The 21,612-nt window shown below is 59.4% G+C and carries 20 protein-coding genes; 6 read left to right on the top strand and 14 right to left on the bottom strand.

Features of this window, described 5'->3' with window-relative positions; translation table 11 throughout:
• Positions 1 to 4 precede the first annotated feature (4 nt).
• The 3 genes from ACVWYY_RS03145 to ppk1 are packed head-to-tail and all read left to right on the top strand — an operon-like array spanning position 5 to position 4,066.
• On the top strand, positions 5 to 874 hold the full coding sequence (locus tag ACVWYY_RS03145) for a branched-chain amino acid ABC transporter permease (RefSeq protein WP_457439573.1): 870 nt from the start codon (positions 5 to 7) through the stop codon (positions 872 to 874).
• Positions 874 to 1,833 carry a branched-chain amino acid ABC transporter permease gene (locus ACVWYY_RS03140; RefSeq protein WP_457387603.1) on the top strand — a complete coding sequence of 320 codons (960 nt, stop codon included), beginning with the start codon at positions 874 to 876 and terminating at the stop codon, positions 1,831 to 1,833. The genes ACVWYY_RS03145 and ACVWYY_RS03140 overlap by 1 nt, the downstream gene beginning before the upstream one ends.
• A gap of 58 nt (positions 1,834 to 1,891) precedes the next feature.
• Positions 1,892 to 4,066 carry a polyphosphate kinase 1 gene (gene ppk1, locus ACVWYY_RS03135; RefSeq protein WP_457439571.1) on the top strand — a complete coding sequence of 725 codons (2,175 nt, stop codon included), beginning with the start codon at positions 1,892 to 1,894 and terminating at the stop codon, positions 4,064 to 4,066.
• A gap of 311 nt (positions 4,067 to 4,377) precedes the next feature.
• Here ppk1 and ACVWYY_RS03130 read toward each other — a convergent pair whose 3' ends face one another.
• A complete protein-coding gene (locus ACVWYY_RS03130; protein ID WP_414418374.1) occupies positions 4,378 to 4,932 on the bottom strand; it encodes a DoxX family protein in 555 nt (184 codons plus the stop codon).
• Positions 4,933 to 5,249: 317 nt separating this feature from the next.
• Here ACVWYY_RS03130 and ACVWYY_RS03125 point away from each other — a divergent pair, with 317 nt between their 5' ends.
• The 3 genes from ACVWYY_RS03125 (at position 5,250) to ACVWYY_RS03115 (ending at position 8,137) form a co-directional block, all read left to right on the top strand.
• Positions 5,250 to 6,341 carry an ABC transporter ATP-binding protein gene (locus tag ACVWYY_RS03125; RefSeq protein ID WP_148202843.1) on the top strand — a complete coding sequence of 364 codons (1,092 nt, stop codon included), beginning with the start codon at positions 5,250 to 5,252 and terminating at the stop codon, positions 6,339 to 6,341.
• A gap of 155 nt (positions 6,342 to 6,496) precedes the next feature.
• A complete protein-coding gene (locus ACVWYY_RS03120; RefSeq protein ID WP_457439585.1) occupies positions 6,497 to 7,540 on the top strand; it encodes a GntR family transcriptional regulator in 1,044 nt (347 codons plus the stop codon).
• Positions 7,541 to 7,654: 114 nt separating this feature from the next.
• Positions 7,655 to 8,137 (top strand): hypothetical protein, encoded by a 483-nt coding sequence (locus tag ACVWYY_RS03115; RefSeq protein WP_457439568.1) that lies wholly within the window; start codon positions 7,655 to 7,657, stop codon positions 8,135 to 8,137.
• On the opposite strand, the gene ribB is transcribed toward ACVWYY_RS03115, so the two are convergent.
• The 13 genes from ribB to ACVWYY_RS03050 form a co-directional block, all read right to left on the bottom strand.
• Positions 8,126 to 9,379 carry a 3,4-dihydroxy-2-butanone-4-phosphate synthase gene (ribB, locus tag ACVWYY_RS03110; RefSeq protein ID WP_457384803.1) on the bottom strand — a complete coding sequence of 418 codons (1,254 nt, stop codon included), beginning with the start codon at positions 9,377 to 9,379 and terminating at the stop codon, positions 8,126 to 8,128. The genes ACVWYY_RS03115 and ribB overlap by 12 nt on opposite strands.
• Before the next feature lie 110 nt (positions 9,380 to 9,489).
• Positions 9,490 to 10,659, bottom strand: a complete 1,170-nt coding sequence (gene moeB / locus ACVWYY_RS03105) for a molybdopterin-synthase adenylyltransferase MoeB (protein WP_011433659.1) — start codon at positions 10,657 to 10,659, stop codon at positions 9,490 to 9,492.
• 2 nt (positions 10,660 to 10,661) lie between these two features.
• Positions 10,662 to 10,943 (bottom strand): MoaD/ThiS family protein, encoded by a 282-nt coding sequence (locus ACVWYY_RS03100; protein WP_011433658.1) that lies wholly within the window; start codon positions 10,941 to 10,943, stop codon positions 10,662 to 10,664.
• A 246-nt stretch (positions 10,944 to 11,189) separates the two neighbouring features.
• Positions 11,190 to 11,678: a M67 family metallopeptidase gene (locus tag ACVWYY_RS03095; RefSeq protein WP_011433657.1), complete on the bottom strand. Its 489-nt coding sequence runs from the start codon at positions 11,676 to 11,678 to the stop codon at positions 11,190 to 11,192.
• Between the two features lie 161 nt (positions 11,679 to 11,839).
• Entirely contained in the window at positions 11,840 to 12,136 is a 297-nt protein-coding gene (locus ACVWYY_RS03090; protein ID WP_457403611.1) for a DUF6464 family protein, read from the bottom strand.
• Positions 12,137 to 12,255: 119 nt separating this feature from the next.
• Positions 12,256 to 13,689: an argininosuccinate lyase gene (gene argH, locus ACVWYY_RS03085; protein WP_414349809.1), complete on the bottom strand. Its 1,434-nt coding sequence runs from the start codon at positions 13,687 to 13,689 to the stop codon at positions 12,256 to 12,258.
• 130 nt (positions 13,690 to 13,819) lie between these two features.
• Complete coding sequence (locus ACVWYY_RS03080) at positions 13,820 to 14,038, bottom strand: hypothetical protein (RefSeq protein ID WP_414329334.1); 219 nt, start codon at positions 14,036 to 14,038, stop codon at positions 13,820 to 13,822.
• A gap of 471 nt (positions 14,039 to 14,509) precedes the next feature.
• A complete protein-coding gene (locus ACVWYY_RS03075) occupies positions 14,510 to 16,207 on the bottom strand; it encodes a PP2C family protein-serine/threonine phosphatase (RefSeq protein WP_238376753.1) in 1,698 nt (565 codons plus the stop codon).
• 80 nt (positions 16,208 to 16,287) lie between these two features.
• On the bottom strand, positions 16,288 to 17,457 hold the full coding sequence (locus ACVWYY_RS03070) for a glycosyltransferase family 4 protein (RefSeq protein ID WP_457439566.1): 1,170 nt from the start codon (positions 17,455 to 17,457) through the stop codon (positions 16,288 to 16,290).
• A gap of 139 nt (positions 17,458 to 17,596) precedes the next feature.
• Positions 17,597 to 19,141 carry an MFS transporter gene (locus ACVWYY_RS03065; protein WP_457403610.1) on the bottom strand — a complete coding sequence of 515 codons (1,545 nt, stop codon included), beginning with the start codon at positions 19,139 to 19,141 and terminating at the stop codon, positions 17,597 to 17,599.
• A gap of 147 nt (positions 19,142 to 19,288) precedes the next feature.
• A complete protein-coding gene (locus ACVWYY_RS03060; protein WP_414329330.1) occupies positions 19,289 to 19,633 on the bottom strand; it encodes an MgPME-cyclase complex family protein in 345 nt (114 codons plus the stop codon).
• Between the two features lie 73 nt (positions 19,634 to 19,706).
• Positions 19,707 to 20,177 (bottom strand): hypothetical protein, encoded by a 471-nt coding sequence (locus ACVWYY_RS03055; RefSeq protein ID WP_414342436.1) that lies wholly within the window; start codon positions 20,175 to 20,177, stop codon positions 19,707 to 19,709.
• Between the two features lie 162 nt (positions 20,178 to 20,339).
• Positions 20,340 to 21,458 carry a class I SAM-dependent methyltransferase gene (locus tag ACVWYY_RS03050; RefSeq protein ID WP_414349803.1) on the bottom strand — a complete coding sequence of 373 codons (1,119 nt, stop codon included), beginning with the start codon at positions 21,456 to 21,458 and terminating at the stop codon, positions 20,340 to 20,342.
• Between the last annotated feature and the right edge of the window lie 154 nt (positions 21,459 to 21,612).

Raw genomic sequence — 21,612 nt, 5'->3', positions numbered from 1 at the left:
AAGCGTGACCCAACTGTTGCAACTTTTCATCTACGGCCTTGTCTTGGGCAGCATCTACGCCCTGGGAGCAATTGGGGTGTCGCTGACCTTTGGCATTTTGCGCTTTGCCAACTTTGCCCATGGGGATCTGATGACGCTGGGGGCCTACTTCGGCCTGACGTTGGTCGGGCTGGGTTGGCCGATTGGGGTGAGCCTGATCCCGGCAGCCTTGGCCACGGTACTTTGTGCAGTTGGGATCGACCAACTCATTTATCGCCGCCTGCGCCGGGAGGCACCAGTGATCTTGCTCATTTCTTCTTTTGGCACCGCCCTGATTCTGCGCAGCCTGGTGCAGATCATCTGGGGGCCCAACAATCAGGTGTACCGCAGCGGGATCCAGTTGCCGTGGCGGCTTGGAGAGCTGCGCATCAAGCCCGATTGGGCAGTGATCCTGGTGGGAACAGCCCTGTTGGTGGTGGCCCTGCATCTTTTCTTACAACGCACGCGGGTGGGCAAAGCGATGCGGGCCATGGCCGACAATTTTGAGCTGGCCAAGATTACCGGCATTGATACAGAGCGGATCGTCCTCTGGACTTGGGCCATCGGCGCAGCTTTGGCCTGTGCAGCAGGTGTGTTCCTGGGTATGGATACCCGGCTGCACCCCACCATGGGCTGGCGGCTATTGTTGCCCATTTTTGCAGCGGCCATTCTCGGCGGCATCGGTCGCCCTTACGGGGCCATTGCCGGAGGAGTGGTGATCGGCCTGGCGGAAGAATTCTCGACCTTGGTGATCAACCCGGCCTATAAAACCGGGGTGGCCTTCGCCATATTGGTATTGCTGCTGATCTTCCGACCCACAGGATTACTGGGATCCCCGGGTGGGGGGGATGTCTGATGTTGAGCTACGGCATTTTCTTTTTGATTTTGGTGGGGATCTACGGCGTGCTGGTGCTGGGCCTCAATATCCAGTGGGGCTACGCCGGCATGTTCAACATCGGGGTGGGGGCTTTTTTTGCCGTGGGAGCCTATGCCAGCGCCATTGTCACCACACCCCCAAGCGCCGAGCATTTGGGCGGCTTCAATCTGCCCTTTTGGGTGGGTTTTGCCATAGCTGTGGCTGTCGCCGGGGCGATTGCCTTTTTGATCGGGTTGATTACCCTGAAGCTGCGTTCCGACTACTTGGCCATCGCCACCATCGGCATTGCTGAGATCATCAGCCAAATCCTGAGAAATGAGGGCTGGCTGACCAATGGCGTACGGGGAATTACCCGCATTCCACGACCCTTTCGCGGCTGGATCCCAGGTCAGGATACCCTTCTCTACTTGGGCTTGGTGCTGTTGATCTTGGCGGTGGTCTATTGGGCTGCGGAGCGGGCCTATCGCTCCCCCTGGGGGCGGGTGCTGCGGGCCATTCGCGAGGATGAACCGGCAACCCTGGCTGCCGGCAAAGATGTGCTCCAGTTTCGCCTGCAAGCGTTTGTGCTGGGATCCATGCTCATGGGGTTGGCGGGGGCCCTCTACGCCCATTTTGTCAATTTCATCAGCCCAGAAGCCTTTCAACCGGAGTTTGCCACCTTCATCGTTTGGGTGATGTTGATCGCAGGGGGCAGTGGCAACAATCGCGGCGCCTTGCTGGGAGCGCTGGTGATTTGGGGGGTGTGGTCGGGCAGCGAGTGGCTCACCAACCGTTTGCCGCCCCAGTGGGCCACCCGGGCTGGCCCTTTGCGCATTTTGTTGATCGGGATCCTGCTCCAGGTCATTCTTCTGACGCGCTCTCAAGGATTGTTGCCTGAACGTCCGCCCAAGCCCGTCTTGGGCACTTCTCCTTCGCCTAAGCAGAACCCCGCAGGATAGGATTGGGTCGGCTCCAGCTGTTGTTGACGTGTTTGAGATAACCCAGCCCTCTGTCGTCATGACTCCGCGTCCCAAGGAAACTGACCCTTCCTGGCCACCCTGCAACCCCGACACGACGGGCTGCCCCCCTGATGCCGGACAACCAGGGATCCGGACTACACCCATCCAAGAGGGCTATGCTCTGCCGGAGCAGTATTTCAACCGGGAGCTGAGCTGGATTGAATTCAATGCCCGGGTTTTGCACGAGGCCCTGGATGAGCGCACACCTCTGCTGGAGCGGCTGAAGTTTCTGGCCATCTTTGAGAGCAACCTGGACGAATTTTTCATGGTGCGGGTGGCGGTGATCCGTCGTCAGTTGGAAACGGGCGTGTTGGTGCTAACCCCGGATGGCCTTACACCGCAGCAGCAGTTGCAGCAGATCTCGAGCCACCTGCGCCCCCTGATTCGCAAATTGCACACTTGCTTCCGGCAGGAACTGGTGCCCAAGCTGGCGGAACAGGGCATTCACATCCGCGATTTTTCCGAGCTGGCCGAGTCGGAACGGCAGGAGCTGCGGGACTACTTTGAGAGGCGTTTGTTTCCAGTGCTCACCCCCTTGGCAGTGGATCCAGGCCATCCTTTTCCCTACATCTCCAACCTCAGCCTCAGCTTGGCGGTGGTGGTGCGGGATCCAGAGACTGGCAAGGAGCATTTTGCTCGCGTGAAGGTGCCCAATACCTTGCCCCGCTTTGTGCCGCTGCGGGATGGGGTGAGCTTTGTGCCGCTGGATCAGGTGATTGCCCACCATCTGGAAGCGCTGTTTGTCGGCATGCAGGTGCTGGAGTACTACCCCTTCCGCATCACCCGGGATGCCGATCTGGAAATCCAAGAGGACGAGGCCGACGATCTGCTGGCTGCCATTCAAGAAGAGCTGCGCAAGCGCCGCTTCGGCTCAGTGGTGCGCATGGAGATTGCCAGCCAAACTCCGGCAGCCATCCGACAACGGCTCAGCGAAGAGATGCGCCTCAACAGTGACTCGGTGTACGAAGTGGATGGCCTCTTGAGTATGGGGGGGGTGATGGCGTTTCTCAGCCTGAATCGGCCCGATTTGAAGGATCCCCCTTGGGGGCCGGTCACCCCGCCCCGCCTGCGCACTGCCTCGGTCAGCGATGAGCCGGTGGATATCTTTGCCGTCATCCGGGAAGGGGATCTGTTGGTGCATCACCCCTACGATTCCTTCGCCGCCAGCGTGGAGCGGTTTCTGGAGGAGGCCGCCAACGATCCGCAGGTGCTCACCATTAAGCAAACCCTCTACCGCACCTCCGGCGACTCGACGGTGGTGAAATCCCTCATTCAGGCCGCCGAAAACGGCAAGCAGGTGGCCGCTCTGGTGGAGCTCAAAGCCCGTTTCGACGAAGAAAACAACATCCTCTGGGCCAAAAAGCTGGAGAAAGCCGGGGTCCACGTGGCCTACGGCCTGCCGGGGCTGAAAATCCACTGCAAACTGGCTTTGGTGGTGCGGGAAGAGGAGGGATCCCTGCGCCGCTACGTCCACATCGGTACCGGCAACTACAACCCCAAAACCGCCCGCATTTACACTGACCTGGGCCTGTTCACCTGCAACGAGACCCTCTGCAACGACGTTACAGAGTTGTTTAACCTGCTGACGGGCTACTCGCGGCAACGGCAATTCCGCAAGCTCTTGGTGGCCCCCAGAACCCTACGCCAAGGCATGGAAGCCCTGATCCGCCGCGAGATGCGCCATGCCCAAGCGGGGGGCCAGGGGCGTATCATCGTCAAGATCAACTCTCTCACCGACCCGGAAATGATCCGGCTGCTCTACGAGGCCAGCCAAGCCGGGGTGGAGATCGACCTCATTGTGCGCGGCATGTGCTGCCTCAAGCCCGGGATCCCCGGCCTAAGCGAACGCATCCGCGTGATCAGCATCATCGGGCGCTTCCTGGAGCACTCCCGCATCTTCTACTTCTACAATGGCGGCCAGGAAGAATACTTCATTGGCAGCGCCGACTACATGACCCGCAACCTGGATCGACGGGTTGAGGTGGTTACCCCTGTGGAGGATCCCGCGTTGCAGCGGGAGCTCAAGGCGATCTTGGACATCTGCCTGACGGACAACCGGCAAGCCTGGGAGTTGCGCCCTGATGGCACCTACGTGCAGCGGCAACCCAAGCCAGGAGAGCCTGTGCGCTCCACCCACCAACGCCTGATGGAGCGGGCCGCCAGCCGCATTTAGCAGGATGACTCTCACTGGTGACATACTCCCATCACTGACCCTACAGGTACAGCGTGGGCTTCGCGCTTCATCGGGGAGCTACTGCAAGAACCCTCCACGCGCAGACACGGGATGTCCCACCGCGTAGCTGTACCAGATTCCGGCAACGCCGTTTTGTACAGCCATGTTGATTATGGCACAGGATATATACGCCTTTCATCCCGACCCTCCTGCTGTTGCAGAGAGTGCGGGGCTTCCCGGCGGTTTAGCTAACCTCTCTCTCAGAGGGAGAGAGGAGCAGCCTCGCCGCTATCGGGAATGGCCACCAAAGCTCAGGATCCGGTGGTCTTGGCGGCCTCGGCCTCTTCCTCGCCCAGCGCAATTACCCGTTCCGTGGCCTGCAACGAAGACTGCAAGCTCTCCAACTTTTCCCGGCTGGAGCGGTTCAGCCACGACTCGATTGCGTTCACCAAGAGCTGATCCACAGAGAACCAGCCCCCCCCATTCACCGCAAAGGCCAGGAAGATCGCTGCGTAGATGGCGGATAGCTCCAAGTAGGGAACGCTGAAGCCGGCCACCTTAATGTGATGGAACATGGCCACTGCCATCGTGGCGAACAAACCCAACGCTGCCCCGCGGGTCAACAAGCCCAGCGCCACCATGGGGGCTGCAATCAGCTCGGTATAGGCGGCTACATAAGCAAAAAAGATCGGGAAGGGCAACCCGATCACTTCTACATAAGCCGTCGCAAACCCTTCGATATCTGCCAGTTTGTCAAGGCCGTTGTGAATCATGAATAGCCCTGCCACCACCCGCAAAACGGTCCACGCCACCTGAGACCAGCGCGGAGTTACGCTGTCGTGACGCAAAGCTGAGGCGAGTAGCACGGGAAACTGCTGAGAGGGTGCCATAGGATAAAACCTGCGATGCAAAGATGAGCAAAGATTCTAACTTATTGTAACGATTCTAAATTTCTGTAACAAGGGTGGGACTCAGATCCCCAGTGGTCAAGGGATCCCATGCAAAAACAAGGTCTCCGGCCCGCTTTCGCGACCGGTCGGGTGGGTTTCCGGCGAGCTTTCACCGCAGGCGATTGCGCCACACTATCTCTGCTCTTGGCCTGGGACTTTTCCGGCCTTGCTGAGACCTGTCAACCTCTGTAAATGGATCCCTCATAATGGGTTCATTTGCTGCCTGTGTCGATATGGTTGCCGAATCTGTCCTCGCCTCTGATGTCAGCTCCGCCAAAGCCCAAGCCGGGAGAGAGGAGGGATCCCCGCCTGCCATTCGTTTGCGGAGGGTCAGCCGCAACTTTTCCGGGATCCAAGCGGTGGACGGGGTGGATTTGGAGGTGCAGCAGGGGGAGTTTTTTACGTTGTTGGGGCCGTCGGGTTCGGGCAAAACCACCTGTTTGCGGATGATCGCGGGCTTTGAGCGTCCGGATGAGGGGCAGATCGAATTGAACGGCCAGAATGTTTTGGGTCTGCCGCCCTACCGACGGCCTGTGAACACGGTGTTTCAGGACTATGCTCTCTTCCCCCACATGACGGTGGCGGAGAACGTTGGCTACAGCTTGATGATCCGCGGCATACCGCCGAAGGAGCGCCAAAAGCGAGTGCAAGAGGCGCTGGAGCTGGTACAACTGCCCGATCTGGGATCCCGTAAACCCAGCCAACTTTCAGGGGGGCAACGGCAACGGGTGGCCTTGGCGCGGGCTTTGGTTGGCCGACCGCAGGTGCTCTTGCTGGATGAACCTTTGGGGGCGCTGGATTTGAAGTTGCGCCAACAGATGCAGTTTGAACTCAAGGCCCTACAACACCGCCTTGGTCTCACCTTTTTGTACGTCACCCACGACCAAGAAGAGGCCCTGACCATGAGCGATCGTATTGCCGTGTTCAATCGCGGGCGCATCGAACAGGTGGGATCCCCGGCAGAGCTCTACGAGCGACCTGCCACCCGGTTTGTAGCCGGTTTTATCGGCCAAACCAACTTGATCGAGGGATCCCTGGCGGAACGATGCGTGGGAGAAGCGGCCCTGTTTGCTTTGCGCCCGGAGCACATTCGGATTGACTTATCTGAAGAAGGGATCCCCGATGGCCACTGCCGCTTGCGGGGACGGATTTGCGACACTGCTTATCTAGGGGCTTTCATTCGCTATCAGGTATGGGTGTCGGGCTGTGAGGTGAAACTTTTGGCTGTGCAACCCAACCCCGGCCTGAATTTGCAGCAGTTGCCGGAAGGGACGGAGGTGACTTTAAGTTGGGATCCCAGCCGGATGCACCGCATCCCCGAATAGGGCTCTCAATCCCGATCTCCTCTGGAGCTTGTCTATCCGGCGTCGGCGCTATCTTGCAGGCAGTTGACACTCCCGCCGACTGAAGTCGAGGGATTCTTACGTAGCCCAGAAACGGGCTCGCAACGGCGTTGTCAAAGGGAGAAAAACGGGCCATGATGCGCATTTCCATCCAGCCGGAGAGTGGGATCCCTGGCTCCGTGCAGCTCTTTAATTTGCTCTGCTTCGCCATTGCCTGTGGGCAGTTTCCTCCCGGCTGCCGCCTGCCCAGCACCCGTCAATTGGCTATGCAAACGGGCCTGCATCGCAACACCATCCACAAGGTTTACCGCCAATTGGAGGCCATGGGCCTGGTGGAAACCCGCGCTGGATCTGGCATTTACGTGAGCCGCTCCGCCCGCCAGGTGGTTAACTACTCTCGCGGCCTGGGGGGAAACCTGGATCGATCCCGACAGGTCCTGGAGCAGGTGCGCCAGGGCATCGACCAGCTGCTGCAGCAGGGGTTTTCTTTGGAGCAGGTGCGGGATCTGCTGCTAGCGGAGATCGATTGGCGGTTGCGCTGCAGTGCTCAAGTGCTGGTGTGTGTGCCCAACCGGGATTTGGGTACAGGACAACTGATGGCCCAGCAAATCCAGCAAACTCTGGGCATCCGGGTCCAGTTGGTGCCCCTGGAGGATCTGGCCACCGTCCTGGATCAGATCCATTCCGGCACTGTGGTGACGCTGCACTATTTTCTCAGCGCCGTCGAGGCCATTGCCCAACCCCGGGGGGCCCGTGTTCTGACAGTGGAGGTGTCCGACTACGCCCGCGAAATTGCCCTGATCCGCCAATTGCCTTCCTACGCCTGTCTGGGGCTGGTGAGCATCAGCACTGCCCTGCTGGAGGTTGCCGAGGTGATTGTCTACAGTCTGCGGGGAGACCTGCTGGTGCTGACGGCAGTGATCTCGGATACGGAACGGGTGGGATCCCTAATCCGCCGCGCCCATACGCTGATTTGCGATGAGGCCAGCTACCCCACCCTGCGGGTCTTGGTGCGCCAAGCCCGAGCCGATCTAATCCGCACACCCAACCTAGTCTGCGCCACCCCCCACATCGGAGAAGCAGCCATGGCCGAGCTGCGACGGGAACTGGGTGGGATCCCTGGAGCCGGAGGAGATGGGGACGCAAGCAGTAGCAGTTTGCAAGGCAAAGAAACGCATTAAGCCTTGTTGCAGGTGAGCCATTTTGCGGATGACAGGCTGCCCGATATCGTGTTTAAGTGGAAATACGGTAAAAGCTTACTCACTTTGATTCATCGCTGATCAGTCTTTACACGTATGGTGATCCTTGACTACGCCTCCGCCGATCACGACTATGTGGCGGTTACACGGGAAGGTTTCTGGGAGGCCATCCGCTTCCAGAACCATTTTTATGTTTTCAACCGGAGCTTTTCGCGGCTGCAAGAGGCCATCGCCAGTTGCCGCTACGACATGGATCACGGATCCCTGATCAGCCTGGTAGTGGTGCGCCCTCAGGGCTATGAAGTGTGGTCGCAGGTGGGATCCGACATTCCCGTCTTGCCGAAGCAACTGTTGAGCCCGACAGCCAGGGACTCCCTCCTACCGGCGCGCCAGTGCTCCGCACCCCTGTCACCAGCGCGGAAGCGTCGCATAGCAATGACGGCTCCATCGGGGCCCGAACGTCCTTTCTGGTCTTTCTGGGGCTGGGGATCCAAGGCTTATGTGGTGGATGGCGAGCCGGCTGCACCCCAGTCTTTGTTCCACCATAGCCCTCGGCCCTACAACGCGCTACAGGCTTGAGCCGGAATCGGTTGCGCCAGCGTCGTGCAGCAACAGTTTCAGGGAACAGGACGGCTCCACATGCAAATTGAGATCCGGCTCTTCCACCAGCAGGGGCACGCGCTCGGCCACTTCCAGGCCAAATCCTTTCAAGCCGCTGATGTGGCGAGAGGTGTTGCTGATCAGGCGCATTTTGCGCACCCCTACATCCCGTAGGATCTGGGCGCCGATGCCGTAATCGCGCAAGTCCATCGCCACCGGTGGCGCGGTTTCAGAAAGTCCCAGATCTTGCCGGGCGTAGGACTTGATTTGCTCGATGAGACTCAGCTCCTGCTCTTGCCGGCGCAGGTACACCAGTACCCCCTTGCCTTGGTGGTCGATCATCTTCAGGGCCGCTGTCAATTGGCGGCGACAATCGCAGCGCAGGGATCCCAGCGCATCCCCTAGGGGACACTCCACATGGACGCGCACCAGGACGGGCTCAGCGGCAAATTGGGCCGGATCCCCTTTCACCAGGGCCAGGTGCTCGACTTGGTTGAGGCTATCGCGGTAGCCGTAAACCCGAAACTGGCCAAACTCCGTTGGCAGGGTGGCGGCAGCCTCTCGGTGAACCAGTTGTTCGGTGCGCAAGCGGTACTCGATGAGGTGGGCGATGGTGATGATCTTCAAATCGTGCTGACGGGCATATTCGATCAACTGGGGCAGGCGGGCCATGGAGCCGTCTGGGTTTTGGATCTCGCAGATGACCCCCGCCGGATACAGCCCGGCCAACATCGCCAGATCCACCGCTGCTTCCGTATGGCCAGCCCGTTTGAGTACTCCGCCCTCCCGTGCCCGCAGCGGAAAGACATGCCCAGGCCGGCGCAGATCTTCCGGTCGCGTGTGCGGGTGAATGGCCGCCTGAATGGTGCGAGAGCGATCGGCAGCGGAAATGCCGGTGGAAACTCCAGCCTCTGGCCCAGCATCAATGCTGACGGTGAAGGCAGTTTGGTTGCTGTCGGTGTTCTGCCCCACCATCAGCGGGATCTTCAGCTCATCGAGGCGGGATCCCTGCATGGCCAGGCAGATAAGGCCCCGCCCGTAGGTGGCCATGAAGTTGATAGCTTGGGGCGTGGCAAACTGGGCAGCACAGACCAGATCCCCTTCGTTTTCTCGGTTTTCGTCATCGACCACGATGACCATGCGACCACACTTGAGGTCTTCGAGGGCTTCGGGGATGGAGTGGAAGATCGTTTCTGTCTCGGCCTGCGGGATGGCGCTCATGGAAAAGGGGACGCAAAAAGGGAAAACCTGGCACAGCCGGCTCTGGGCACCGGATCTGCCGGATCTATGCTAGAGCAAACCGGGCAACAGCTAGGGATCCCAAGACAGGGTCAGTACTTGGGAATCGAGGGATCGTAAGCCTCTGCCCAGGCGAGGATCCCCCCGCGCAGGTTTTTTCCTTGGATCCCAGCAGCTTGTAGGATCTTCAGGGCTTTGGCCGAGCGTGCCCCACTCTTGCAGTGGACGATCAGCTCTGAGCCGTTAAGGAGGCGACGCACCTGCTCCACCCCGTCGCCGTTTTCAATTTGGGGCAGGGGGATCAGGTGAGCACCAGGGATCCGGCCTATCTCCCACTCATTTGGGTTGCGCACATCGACCAACACAAAGTCTTGGTGAGCATCCATCCGCGCTTTCAGCTCGGCCACAGTGATCTCGGGGATCTCTGTCTGGCCAGCTTGTTCTGTGGCTTGGGCTGGCGGGATCCCGCAGAACTGCTCATAGTCGATAAGCTGGGTGATGGGAGGAGTGGCGGGGTTCTTGCGCAGCTTCAGCTCCCGGAAGCTCATGTTCAGGGCATCGTAAAGCAGCAGCCGCCCACTTAGGGTTGTGCCCACGCCCAGCAGGATCTTCACGGTTTCGGTAGCTTGAATAACACCGATGATGCCGGGGAGGATCCCCAACACTCCCCCTTCGGCGCAGGAGGGCACCAGTCCTGGTGGGGGCGGCTCGGGGTAGAGATCCCGGTAGTTGGGCCCATCTTCGTAGTTGAAGACCGTCGCTTGTCCCTCGAAGCGGAAGATCGAGCCGTAGACATTGGGCTTGCCCGTCAACACACAGGCATCGTTCACCAGGTAACGGGTGGGGAAGTTATCGGTGCCATCCACAATCACGTCATAGTTGGCAAACAGCTCCAGTGCGTTGTGGGCCTTCAGGGCGGTGTTGTAAACATCCACTTGACAGTGGGGGTTGATCTCCAGGATGCGGTTCTTGGCCGATTCCACCTTCGGCTTGCCCACCCAGGAGGTGCCGTGGATCACCTGCCGCTGCAGGTTGGACACATCCACCACATCAAAATCGACAATGCCGATCCGCCCCACGCCGGCTGCCGCCAAGTACAGCAACAGGGGCGAGCCAAGGCCGCCTGTGCCGATGCACAGCACTTTGCCCGCTTTCAGCCGCTTCTGTCCTTCTAGGCCCACCTCGGGCAGGATCAAATGTCGAGAAAACCGCTCCATCTCTTCGCGGGAGAGGCTAACTTGGCTGGTATCCAGGTTCAACATGCTCACAACCCTCCAGCAATAGCGGGAACGATGCTGATGACGGCTTGTTCTCCCACGGGGGTGTTGTTGCCTTGGGGCAACGTGCGCACATCCTCGTCGTTGAGGTAGACATTGACAAAATTGCGCAGCTTCCCATCCTCGGTGTAGAGGTGGCGCTTCAGCTCGCCATAGCGGGCGATGAGGTTGCCCATCACTTCGCCAACATTGCTGCCCTCGATCTCGACAGCTTCCAGGTTGTCGGTGTAGGGGCGCAGGGGAGAGGGGATCAGAACTTTGGTTGCCATGGGAGTTCGGGGAGAGATCTTGGATATCTACTGGAGACTTTTGAGGATCCAGAGGATCTGGGCTGACCTATCCGTTTGTCGATCTTGTTGGGGCTGTCTACTGACTTTGAGGATTCAGCTATGTTACAGACAAGGTTCAGCACTAGACTACCGCTTTTTCCGGTGGCGCCCATCCCAGCTTTCAAGGATCCCAACTGAACTTAGCCGTGAACTTCAGCCTCAAACAGCGGCAAAGCCCAAACGACTCTAGCTTGCCAAAGCCGGGAGCGGGGGGATGCGAATGTCTTCCAGCATCTGCATCGGCTCCCGTTGGGGCTGCTCCTGCTCATCCAAAACCCAGCTCACCACCTCTTCTGCCTTGCCCTCGCGCACACTGACGATCACACAGGAAAAGCCCCAAGGAAAAGCATGCTGCCGATCAAACTCGGAGGGAATGGCCGCATGGTTGGGATGGGAATGATAGGTGCCCAGGATCCCCAGCCCTTTGCGCACCGCGTGGTCGTTGGCCCGCTTGAAATCCGCCGGATCGATCAAAAAGCGGCGGCGGCTGGATTCCCCGTCTGCCAGAGGGTTTTCCGCTTGATCCCAGGTGTTGGTCACCGACCAAAGCTCGTGGATGATCTTGTCGGATCCCCGGATTTCCCCAATTAAAATGCCGCAGCTCTCGTGGGGAAAGGCTTGTTCGCCGTGCTGGCGGATGCTGTGAAGGTGGTCTGCCGAGAGGTAGAGGGCCATGAATCTCGCCTTTGCCGATGGAGTTACCGTTCTTTTATTCTGGCACAAGTTGGCCGGGGATCCCTCAACTTAGCTACAGCGGATGCCATTGGGGCGCAACGGGCAGGCCGTTCCGCAGAGGCCGCCGCTGCTGAAAATGTTCGGCCACCAGTGTGGCGCGGTCAGACCCGTCCATCGAGTGAACCCAGAGGTGGCTCTGGCTTTGAAGGGGCGACAGGAGCATAGTGGGGGCAACCCTGGCACGGCCCTTGCGGATGGACGGCACAGCGCAACCAGGCCGAGTGGGCACTGAAAACACAAGAGGGATCCCCCAGGGGTGGGCCAAATTCGCCGGCCCGTTGACGGCGCAGCAGCACCACTTGCCGTCGCCAATCTTGCAAAAATCGGCTGTAGGCGCGTTCCCGCCAGCGACGCTTGGCCGCATTTTCGAGGACGTGGGCGGTGAGGTTATCCAACATGGAACGATACCCAGGGAAGAGGCCAACAGGCTGGGAGTTGCGTTGGATGGCTGAGAACCTCAGGATGGCACACACTGGCGAGAAGAACCCAAGAATTGCAAACTCTCCTTGAGTTCAGTTTAAGTTTGTGGAGTTTCTTCCGATGGCTCTGGCTGCTGGTGGCGGGCCTGGGCCCGTTGCAGGGCTTCTCGCACCACAGCAAAGCCCGTTCCCCCGGCGCTGAGCCGCGTGGCCACCACCTGGCGGGGCTCAATGGCCGTCAAAATGTCCGCCTCAAAGGCCGGGTGGAAGGTTTTCCAGCGCTCCAAGGGCAGATCCCGCAGCAGGATCCCCTCTGCCAAACAAATGCGCACAATCTGCCCCACCAAATCATGGGCTGTGCGAAAGGGGATCCCTTTGCGCACCAAGTAGTCGGCCACATCGGTGGCGTTGGAGAAATCTTCCTGCACAGCAGCCGCCATGCGCTCAGGTTGAAATTGGATCCCTTCCCGCAGCAGAAGGGTCATCGCCTCTAGGCAGGCTTTCAGGGTATCGACCGTGTCGAATAGTCCCTCTTTGTCTTCTTGGAGATCTTTGTTGTAGGCCAGCGGCAGCCCCTTCAAGGTGACCAACAAAGCCTGGAGATGGCCAAACACCCGCCCCGCCTTGCCGCGCACCAACTCCGGCACATCGGGATTTTTCTTCTGGGGCATGAGGCTGGAGCCGGTGGCACAGGCATCGGTGAGGGTGACAAAGCCGAACTCCTGGGAAGCCCAGAGGATCATCTCTTCCGAGAGGCGGCTGAGATGCACCAAAATCAAGCTGGCGGCAGCGTGGAACTCCACCAGGTAGTCCCGGTCGCTGACGGCATCCAAGCTGTTGGCGCTGATCCGCTCAAATCCCAGCAGATGGGCGGTGAGCTGCCGATCGATGGGCAGAGAAGTGCCGGCCAAAGCCCCGGATCCGAGGGGGCAGACATTCACCTCTTCCCGCACCCGCCCCAGCCGTTGCCAGTCTCGCCAGAACATTTCTTCATAGGCCAAGAGGTGGTGGGCCAAGCTAATCGGCTGAGCCCGTTGCAGATGGGTGTAGCCGGGCAGAATTGTCTCCAGATGCCGCTCGGCCAAGTCTAACAAAACTCCGCGCAGCTCCCAGAGGGCTTGACGAAGGTGATCGATCTGATCTCGCAGATAGAGACGCAGATCGGTGGCCACTTGGTCATTGCGGGAGCGCCCGGTATGCAGTTTTTTTCCCACTTCCCCCACCAAAGCCACCAAACGACGCTCGACGGCGTAGTGGACATCCTCTGCCTCTGGATCGGGCCGGAAGGTGCCGGCAGCCGCTTCCTGTTGGATCTGCTCCAATCCCCACCGGATCTGGTCGGCCTCTTGCTGGGTCAGGATGCCACAAGCGGCCAACATCTGCACATGAGCCAGGGATCCGGCCACATCGTAGGGCAGCAGGCGGATGTCGAAGCCGATGCTGGCGTTGAAGCGGGCGATGGCAGGGTGCAGGGATCCCTCGAAGCGTTGGCTCCAGGGGCGAGGGGTGGAAGTTACCGTCGGCTCAGACATCGGCTGGGAACTGGGAGAATGGGAAGAAAGACCCCGCTGCAGAAGAAAAAGCACAAAAACCAAATACCGACGGCCAAAACCCCGCCGGCTCAGGCCAACTGGATCCAGCTAGAGCAATGGCGACAAGGCTCTAGTGGGAGCTGGTGATGCTCTTGAGCATGTAGCCCGCCACGATCCCTATCAAAAGCGCCCAAATTTGGCCCGATTCCACAAAGCCATTCCAACCCTTGCGGATATCGCCCAGCACATCCTGTCGGAACACCTGCCCGACAATCATTTCCGTCTGGAAAGCCGCGGGAGCCGGCAAGTAAACCGAGGCGGTTTCAGACCCAGAAGGAGAGAAGTTCATGGTTGTACCTCAGGTGTAGATAACACAGTGCAGCCAACCTGGTAGCTCCACCAGCTAGAGCGTACCGCTCTGAAAGACCTACGAAACGCCAACAAACACTTCCACTCGCACCGGCGGCGCGGAGTGCTCAGCGTCTGCCGCGCTTCTGCTTTCTTCCTGCCTTAACGAACTATGGCTGGCAGCAGAGATCACCCCCACTGCCCCGCCAGAGGGATCTCCACAGGCGTGACTTCCCCGCAAGCTGCAGGTAGCCGCTCCTTGCTCTCTGAGAGAGCCACACAGACTAAAGCTGGAGCAGGCTTTAGCCCATGCAGAACGCATGCCAGAACTAACCAACTAGCCTAGTAGTCCGGCAAAACCACGTCAACCAACCCACCGTTGCTGCCCAGCCCAGTAGCGTTGAGTAGCTTGCTTGAGCTATTGTGAGCGTTGCGGCCTGCTGTCATTAACCCTGAGTTTGAACTTTTTTAGCTAGGCTGGCTCGGAGTCGGGCAACACCTTCAACACCACCAGCGTTGTGTCGTCCACGGGCTCAGGCCGCAGGGAAATCTCGTCCTGCAACAGGAGCTCTGGATCCTCGGGCAGCCATAGGGGAAGAGGGTGGGATCCCCGGCGGCCTCGGAAGGCATCCATCTGCTCAAACAAGCTCTCCAAGATGTCTTCGGGGGAGTCGTAGCGACGGGCAGCGTACTGGATGGCGTCCATCAGCCCAGAGGTTTCCAAGCGCTCGCCGCGGGTGTTGGCTGTCTCCGTGTAGCCATCGGTGTAGTACACCACCACATCCCCGGGTTGCAGTTGCACGCAGCTTTCCGAGTAGTGGCTGTTTTCTTCCAAGCCGATCAGCGCCCCCTCTGTGTCCAGGGGTTGAATTTCTCGGGTGCGGGCCTGCCACCACAGGGTGGGGTTGTGGGCCGCGTTGCTGAAGCAGAGGCGATGGGAGCGGGGATCGTACTCCGAATAAAACAGGCTGATGAAGCGATTGGAGTTTTCCAGGTCACTGTACATGGCCCGGTTCAGATGTTGCAGAACACGGGCCGGCGAATGGCGGTTGAGGGCCTCCGCCCGCACCATGGCGCGGGTCATGGTCATCAACAGGCCGGCGGGCACCCCTTTGCCCATCACATCCCCAATGACGATGGCCAAGCGAAAGCCTGCCGTTTCTTCAGATGAGTCGGATGTTTCCAGGCGTTCGCCGGGAATCTTGATGAAGTCATAGTAGTCGCCCCCCACTTTGCTGGCCACCCGGCAACGGGCTGCCAAGCGAATCCCCTTGACTTGAGGGCACTCCCGAGGTAGCAGTTGGGTCTGGATGTAAGAGCCAATCTCCATTTCTTTTTCCAGGGCCATCTTGCGGCGCAAGGCTGCCGTCAAGCGGTCATTTTCGATGGCCACCCCTGCCTGATCGGCGACCAAGCGCAACAGTTGTTGGCGACGTTCATCCCAGTGGTAGCCAGGCTGACGGCTGAAGACGTACAAGCGACCCTGGACAGAGTTGCGAATCAGCAGCGGCGTGCCGAAAAGGCGTACATCCGGCCCCAAGCTCTGGCGGAACCGTTCGTCCAAGAGGTGTTCAAGGGCAGGGATCTTAACAGACAGGGATCCCTCCGTTTTGAGAATGGGCTCTTGAGCCGAGAGGGTCTGGGTAATTTGCTCCATCTCAGCCCGAATCTGCTCGCGGTGATTGAGATCAGAGCAATGCAGTTGATCCAACTGGATGGTGCCGTTGGGATTGAACAAAACCAGGGCTCCGCCTTCGGCATCGGTCAGTTGGCTGGCCACAAAAGCCGTCAGCTCCAGGATCTGGTTCAAGTTGTTAAAAGAGCGCAGAGCAAAAGCCAGCCACGCCAGCAGATACTGCATCCGATGGTGTTCTCTCTCCAGTTCTGCCACCCGATCCGGCATTGCAGGGGCAGGCACAATGGCCGGCTTGACCTCCGGCAGCTCTCTATCATCGGACGCAACGGCACCTGAAGAGGTGGGATCCTCATCCTGGCCGGTCTGAGCTGAGCGCAAGTCCCCCGAATTGTCCGTGGGCGACAGCGACGGAGCATTGGGGGGGAGGGGATTTTTGCCCGAATCCTGGGCCAGCAAGGACTCTGACCACAAAGAATCTGACAGCCCGGCAGGGGGCTGCCCTAAAACGGCCTTTTGGGGGCTGTGATCATCCATCGGGAAGACTGGCGTTAATCCCTTGGAAACGTAACGAAACAGCTTAGCAAAAATATCACAAGCTTCATCACACTCATCCCTCACACCCAGCGATGCTGACGGGATCCCTGGCACAGCTCTCGGTAGAGCTGTTCCACCTGGCTGAGGTTGTGGCTGAGGGTATAGCGCTCCAGCACCCGCTGGCGGGCCTTCATCCCCAGCAGTTGGGTAAACTCCCGTTGATCCCGCAGCAAAGGCAGCAGCGTTTGCAGCTCTGCTGTCACCCGTGTCGGATCCAGCGGGATCCCAGCTCCATCGGCCAAAACCTCTCCATCAGCGCCGACATCGGTGGCTACCGCTGCCACCCCACAGGCCATCGCCTCCAGCAGCGACAAAGAGAGCCCCTCGATCAAGGAGGGCAAAACAAACACATCAGCCCCTCGCAAGATCTCGATGCGCTGCTGCTCGTCGGCAATATAGCCCAGCCAGTGGATCCCATGTTGAAGGGTGTAGCAGGGCTTGAGGGTGTTGAGCAGTGGCCCATCCCCCACGATCAGCAGACCACACTTCTCCCCCATTTGGGCGTGTTTCCAAGCCTTGAGCAGGGCCTCCAGGTTTTTTTCCGGCGAGACCCGCCCCTGATAGACGAAGATCCGCTCCAGTCCCAACCGCTGTTTGAGGGTGGAGGGCCCAGGCGCGTACTTGTCCACATCCACACCATTGGGAATGACCACCACCTGCTGGGGGCTCACCCCCAGTTTGACCAAGATCTCCCGTTGCGTTTCCGAGAAGACGATGGTGCGGTGATAGTTGGCCAAACACGGGGCGTAGAGCTGGTAGGCCAAGTATTGGGTGCGAGAGGCGATGTTGCGCCGCCGCCGGTCGAAGGCCGGGTGGAAGGTGGCCACCAGCGGCTGGTTGAGCTCAGCACAGATCTCCGGCAGCACAAAGTCGATGGGAGAAATGGTCAAGGAGGCATGTACCAGATCCGGCTGCAATTCCTTGAGGGCCTGGGTGAGCAACCGCTTGGCGTTGGGGGCCGGGATCGTGTAAATCTGCGACTTGTACAGACAGGGGAGGGAAACGTCTCGACGATCCAGCTCCGCCCTCCAGCCTTCACCTCCAGGATCCAGAGCGGGCGATTGGCCGTCGTTGGTGAAGTGAAAAAAGCTAACCTGATGTCCCCGATCCAAAAGGCCGTTGGTCACCTCGCGGCTATAGGTGACGTTGCCACAGAAAGGTGTTTTTTTGCCTATCCAGGCGATGTGCATGGGCGGATCCCCGCGGAGCTGAAACGCTTAGCTGCAAAGGGAGTCTCGATTCTTAAACCTCTACAAGAGTAGCAGAGTTAGCTCCTGCCTTGGCCCGTCCCCTCGGAAGAGGATATCCAACCTCGCGCTGCGGCAGGATTTAGGGGGCCTCTCTGCCCAATAGGCTCCAGGTGTACAGCCCCGCCAGCCCCGCCAGAACAGACAGGGCCACAAACATCCAGGGAAGGCCAAGGCGGGCTTCTGCCAATCCCGTAAACACCAGCGGCAAACTGAGGGCAATGTTGGCGGCGTTGTTCTGGAGCCCAAAGATCTTGCCCCGCAGATGGTCAGGCGTTTCCTCTTGGATCAAGGTTTGCATCGGCACCGCCACCAGAGCCCCGCCACAGCCCAACAGGGCAATCCAGCCCAAGCTGGGCAGCAACCAGTGGGTCGTCCAGGAGAGGGCTGCCAGAGCCCCACAGAGCAGCAGGGATCCCAGCCCAATCCAGGCGCGGCGGCTCACCCGTCGGCCCGTATGGCCCACCCAAAAGGCGCCGATCCCCATGCCCAGGCCGGCAGCGGCCAACAACACTCCGAACTGATCTGGCTTCAGCTCTGCCATCACTTCGGCCATGCGCACCGCCAACACTGCCAGCGCCGCAAACAGCGAGTAGAGCACCACCACCTGCACCAAGGCAGCTCGGATCAGGGGCATCTGGCTGACATATTGCAGGCCCAAGCGGAGATCTTCCCAGAGGTGGGGGACTTCCCAACGCCGGGGCTCTAGCTTCTCGCGGGGTTGCAGCAGCAATAGCAGGGATCCCGCCAAGAGGTAGGCTCCCCCCACCAACAGCTCCGGCCCCACTTCCCAGCCCGGCAACCAATGGCGTACCCAACGATCTGCCAGGGTTAACAGCGGCTCCCCCACAGCAAACCCGACGATCAGCGAAGCCATCATCGTGGTGGTGTACAGGGAGTTGGCCGCCAGCAGCTCTCGCTTCGGCAGGATCAGGGGCAAAGTCGCCTGCTCGGCAGGAGCAAAAAACTGGGTCAGAACCGAGACGGCAAAGCTCACCAGCAACAGCCCCGCAAACCCCAAGGGGATCCCCGGCCAAAGGTCGCGCCCGGCACTGAGCCAGAGCAGCGGCGGCAACAGCAGCACCAGGATCCCGCGCCCCAGGTTGGAGAGCACCAACACCCCTTTTTTCAGCCAGCGATCCACAAATACCCCTGCCAGGCTGCCCAATAGCATCGCCGGCAGCGTAAAAGCCAGCATGATGGCCGAGACCCAACCGCTGATGGAAGCCCCTTCCGGCTGAAATTCGCGGGCAACCAACCCAATCAGCAGCACCAACAACACCTTGTCCGCCAACTGGGAACACGCCTGCCCCATCCACAGCAGCAGGAAATTGCGCCGGCGCAGCACGGTTACAAAGTTGCTCAGGCCCGGCTCAGCCAGACCTTGATCTTCCTCTTCCTTTTGCCCTTTTTCGGGATCCTCAGGAGGTGGCTCCGGCAGGGGATCCCCAGGAGAACACTCCGGCGAGCTGAGGGCGGGGCTTGCTGTCGGCTCAGGCAAGAGAGCTTCTGACTTCAGACCCCAAGTTGGCGTTGACGCAGGTGGGGGATTCTGGAGAGGGGAACTGGGGTGGCAGATCCCTGCCCCTCCCTCCGGCCAGCCCCATCGTTGCTCCAAAGTCATCATGCTCCCCAGGTGACCTGCCCATTTCCCCGACGTCGGCCCCACAACAGAATGGGATCCCGTCAGCAAACAAAAGTGGAAATGGGGTGCCCCGATCTTATCTTGGCCCGCCTTCCAATCCACCAACCCAAATCTTGGGAATCGGCAGGCCTAGCTTCCTGCGGCAGACAAGGAGCGCAAGGGATCCGGGATCGACTCGCTGGGAGCCACAAAGCTGCCCTTCTCTACAAAGGTTAAGCGCAGGCTCAGCCAACGAATAAAATCCGCGTTGGTGGATACCACTGCCCCCAGGGGCTCCTTCAACTTGTCCCGCAGGGGCTTTAACTCTGGAGCTTCCATGAAGGCCGGCTGGGGCACCCAGAAGAAATCGACAGGGCAATGGCGCTCCTCGCAGTATCGACGACGCTCCTCCAGCACCTCTTCCAGAGGCTCAGAACGTAAGAAAGACAGGCTGGCAACGACAAAATGATAGGTAGTCGGTTCGGCAGCAGACATAAGATTGCTGTGGAACTGTGTTGAGAATAAAGGCTAGAGCCGGGCGTCCACCGCTCCTTGCAGATCCTCTCCCTCAGAGAGAGGCAGATTTGAGCAGATGCGGAGCCGGATCGCGGGAGCTACACAGCGGCTGACAGTCTTCCAACTGCCGGAGAACGGGTAGCCGCGCCATGACTTCCTCAGGGGGCATGGAATGTTCTGAAGCCTGCTTGAGGGTAGGTAGAGCCTGAGCTGCCCATTCCCGAGCCCAGGAAGCGGACTCAGGAGTTTCCTTCTCCTCCAACAGCTCTTGGCAAAGGGCAGTTGAGCGTTCCAAGTCACCACTGCCCTGATATGCCATGATCAGAGCTACACGAGCCAAAACGCATTCTTCCGGATCTGCCCTCGAGCCATTGCGCTCGCTCAGGCGGCGGGACAAACTCTCTTGTCTCTCTTGGATGGAACAGCAGTAGCAGAAGGACTCGAGAAGGTTGATCGCCTCCAGGTAGCGCTCCTGCTTGAGAGCAGTAATGCCGGCGCGGAGGGATCCATGGGGGTGGGACATGAGCCTAAGTACAAGAAAAAGATCTTAGACGGACTTGCACCCAAGGGTTATCCAGTTAGTGGCCCGTCTTCTCATCCAAGGTTTCGTGTCTAAAACTACTATACACCCTCTGGACAAGTGACCGCCGATTTACTCTTCCTCTTAAGCTTGTGGAAGGGGCGCTCAACCTTTACGGGCTAGGGTGTAGGTGCTGACATAGTGAGTTTCTCGGCGCAGCACCGCACAGCCTGCCTGTTGCAGGCGCACCCCCAGATCGTCGTGGATGTAGTCGCGGTAGTAGGGTTCGTGGAAGGTTTGCATAAAGGCTTCCATCGTCTCCTTCAGCTCTGGCGAATCCAGCAGTTGCACCGAGTCGCAGATGACCACCACGCCCCCTGGCTTCACCACCCGACTCATCTCGTTGATGACATTTTGTCTGGCCGGGCCAGGCAGCTCATGAAAGAGAAAAACGCTGATAACGGCATCGAAGGTGGCGTCGGCATAGGGCATGGCCTCGGCGTTGGCGCGGATAAGCTGGGGCAGCTCCCCCGGCAGCTCCTGCAACAGTCGGTTGGCCTTGCGCAGATAGGCGGGGGAAAGATCCAGGCCATACAAAGCTGCTTTGGGCAGGGATCCCCGCAGCAAGCGCAGCATCCGCCCCGTGCCACAGGCTACATCGAGGATGTGGGGGCTGACCAAGGTGGGATCCAAGGCATCTTTGAGCAGGCGAATCACCCGACGGCGCATCGCGTCCGCTGTGCCCCCAAACAGCAGCTCCACCTGCAGGTCATAAAGCTCAGCCGAGCTGTCGCTCAGATAGCCGTTGGTTTGGTAATGGAAATTTTGCAGGTAGTATTTCGGATAGCCCTCGGTGGAGATGTCTTGAGAAAACTCTTGGTAACGCTTGCTGTGAACCCGCCGAGTAATTTGCGGCAAATCCAACCACACCTGTGGGTAATAGCGGGCAAAGTCCAGCCAGGGGTTGTCGAACAGGAGCGCGTGCGGGTAGTACCCTGCCTCAGCATCTTGCCAGTCCGCTTGCAGGAGTTGTTCGTAACGGGCCCGCAACACCTGTAGCGTGTCAGCGCTCACCCGCACCTTGGCCCGCGGCGGCGGGGTCCTCCCGGAGGAGAAGCTTTGCAGATCCCTGAGCACGGAGAGCATCAGATCTGAAGCTTGGGTGGAGAGCGCTTTGTGGGCAAAGCCGAAGATGTTTTTGCCCCACTGAAAAGCGCGGTAGGCAGCTTCTCCGACTGGAGATGGGATCGGCAGCGACAGCTCAGGACTTAGTTGTAGGCTCATAACCCTGCAAGGTGCGAATGAAGAATGAAGGCTTAACGTTTGTTTACACTTAATTATAGCAAGGCGGCCGCGCCGAGCTGGCAGCCACTGGGATCAGGGGAAACCTGGCGGAAGGGGATTCGTAGGCACGCTCCATCTGGCCGAACAGGAGAGT

It is taken from the genome of Thermostichus sp. MS-CIW-34 (assembly GCF_054060435.1).
Note: the sequence above shows the minus strand (reverse complement) of the source record. Positions and strands in the feature narration are given on the sequence as shown.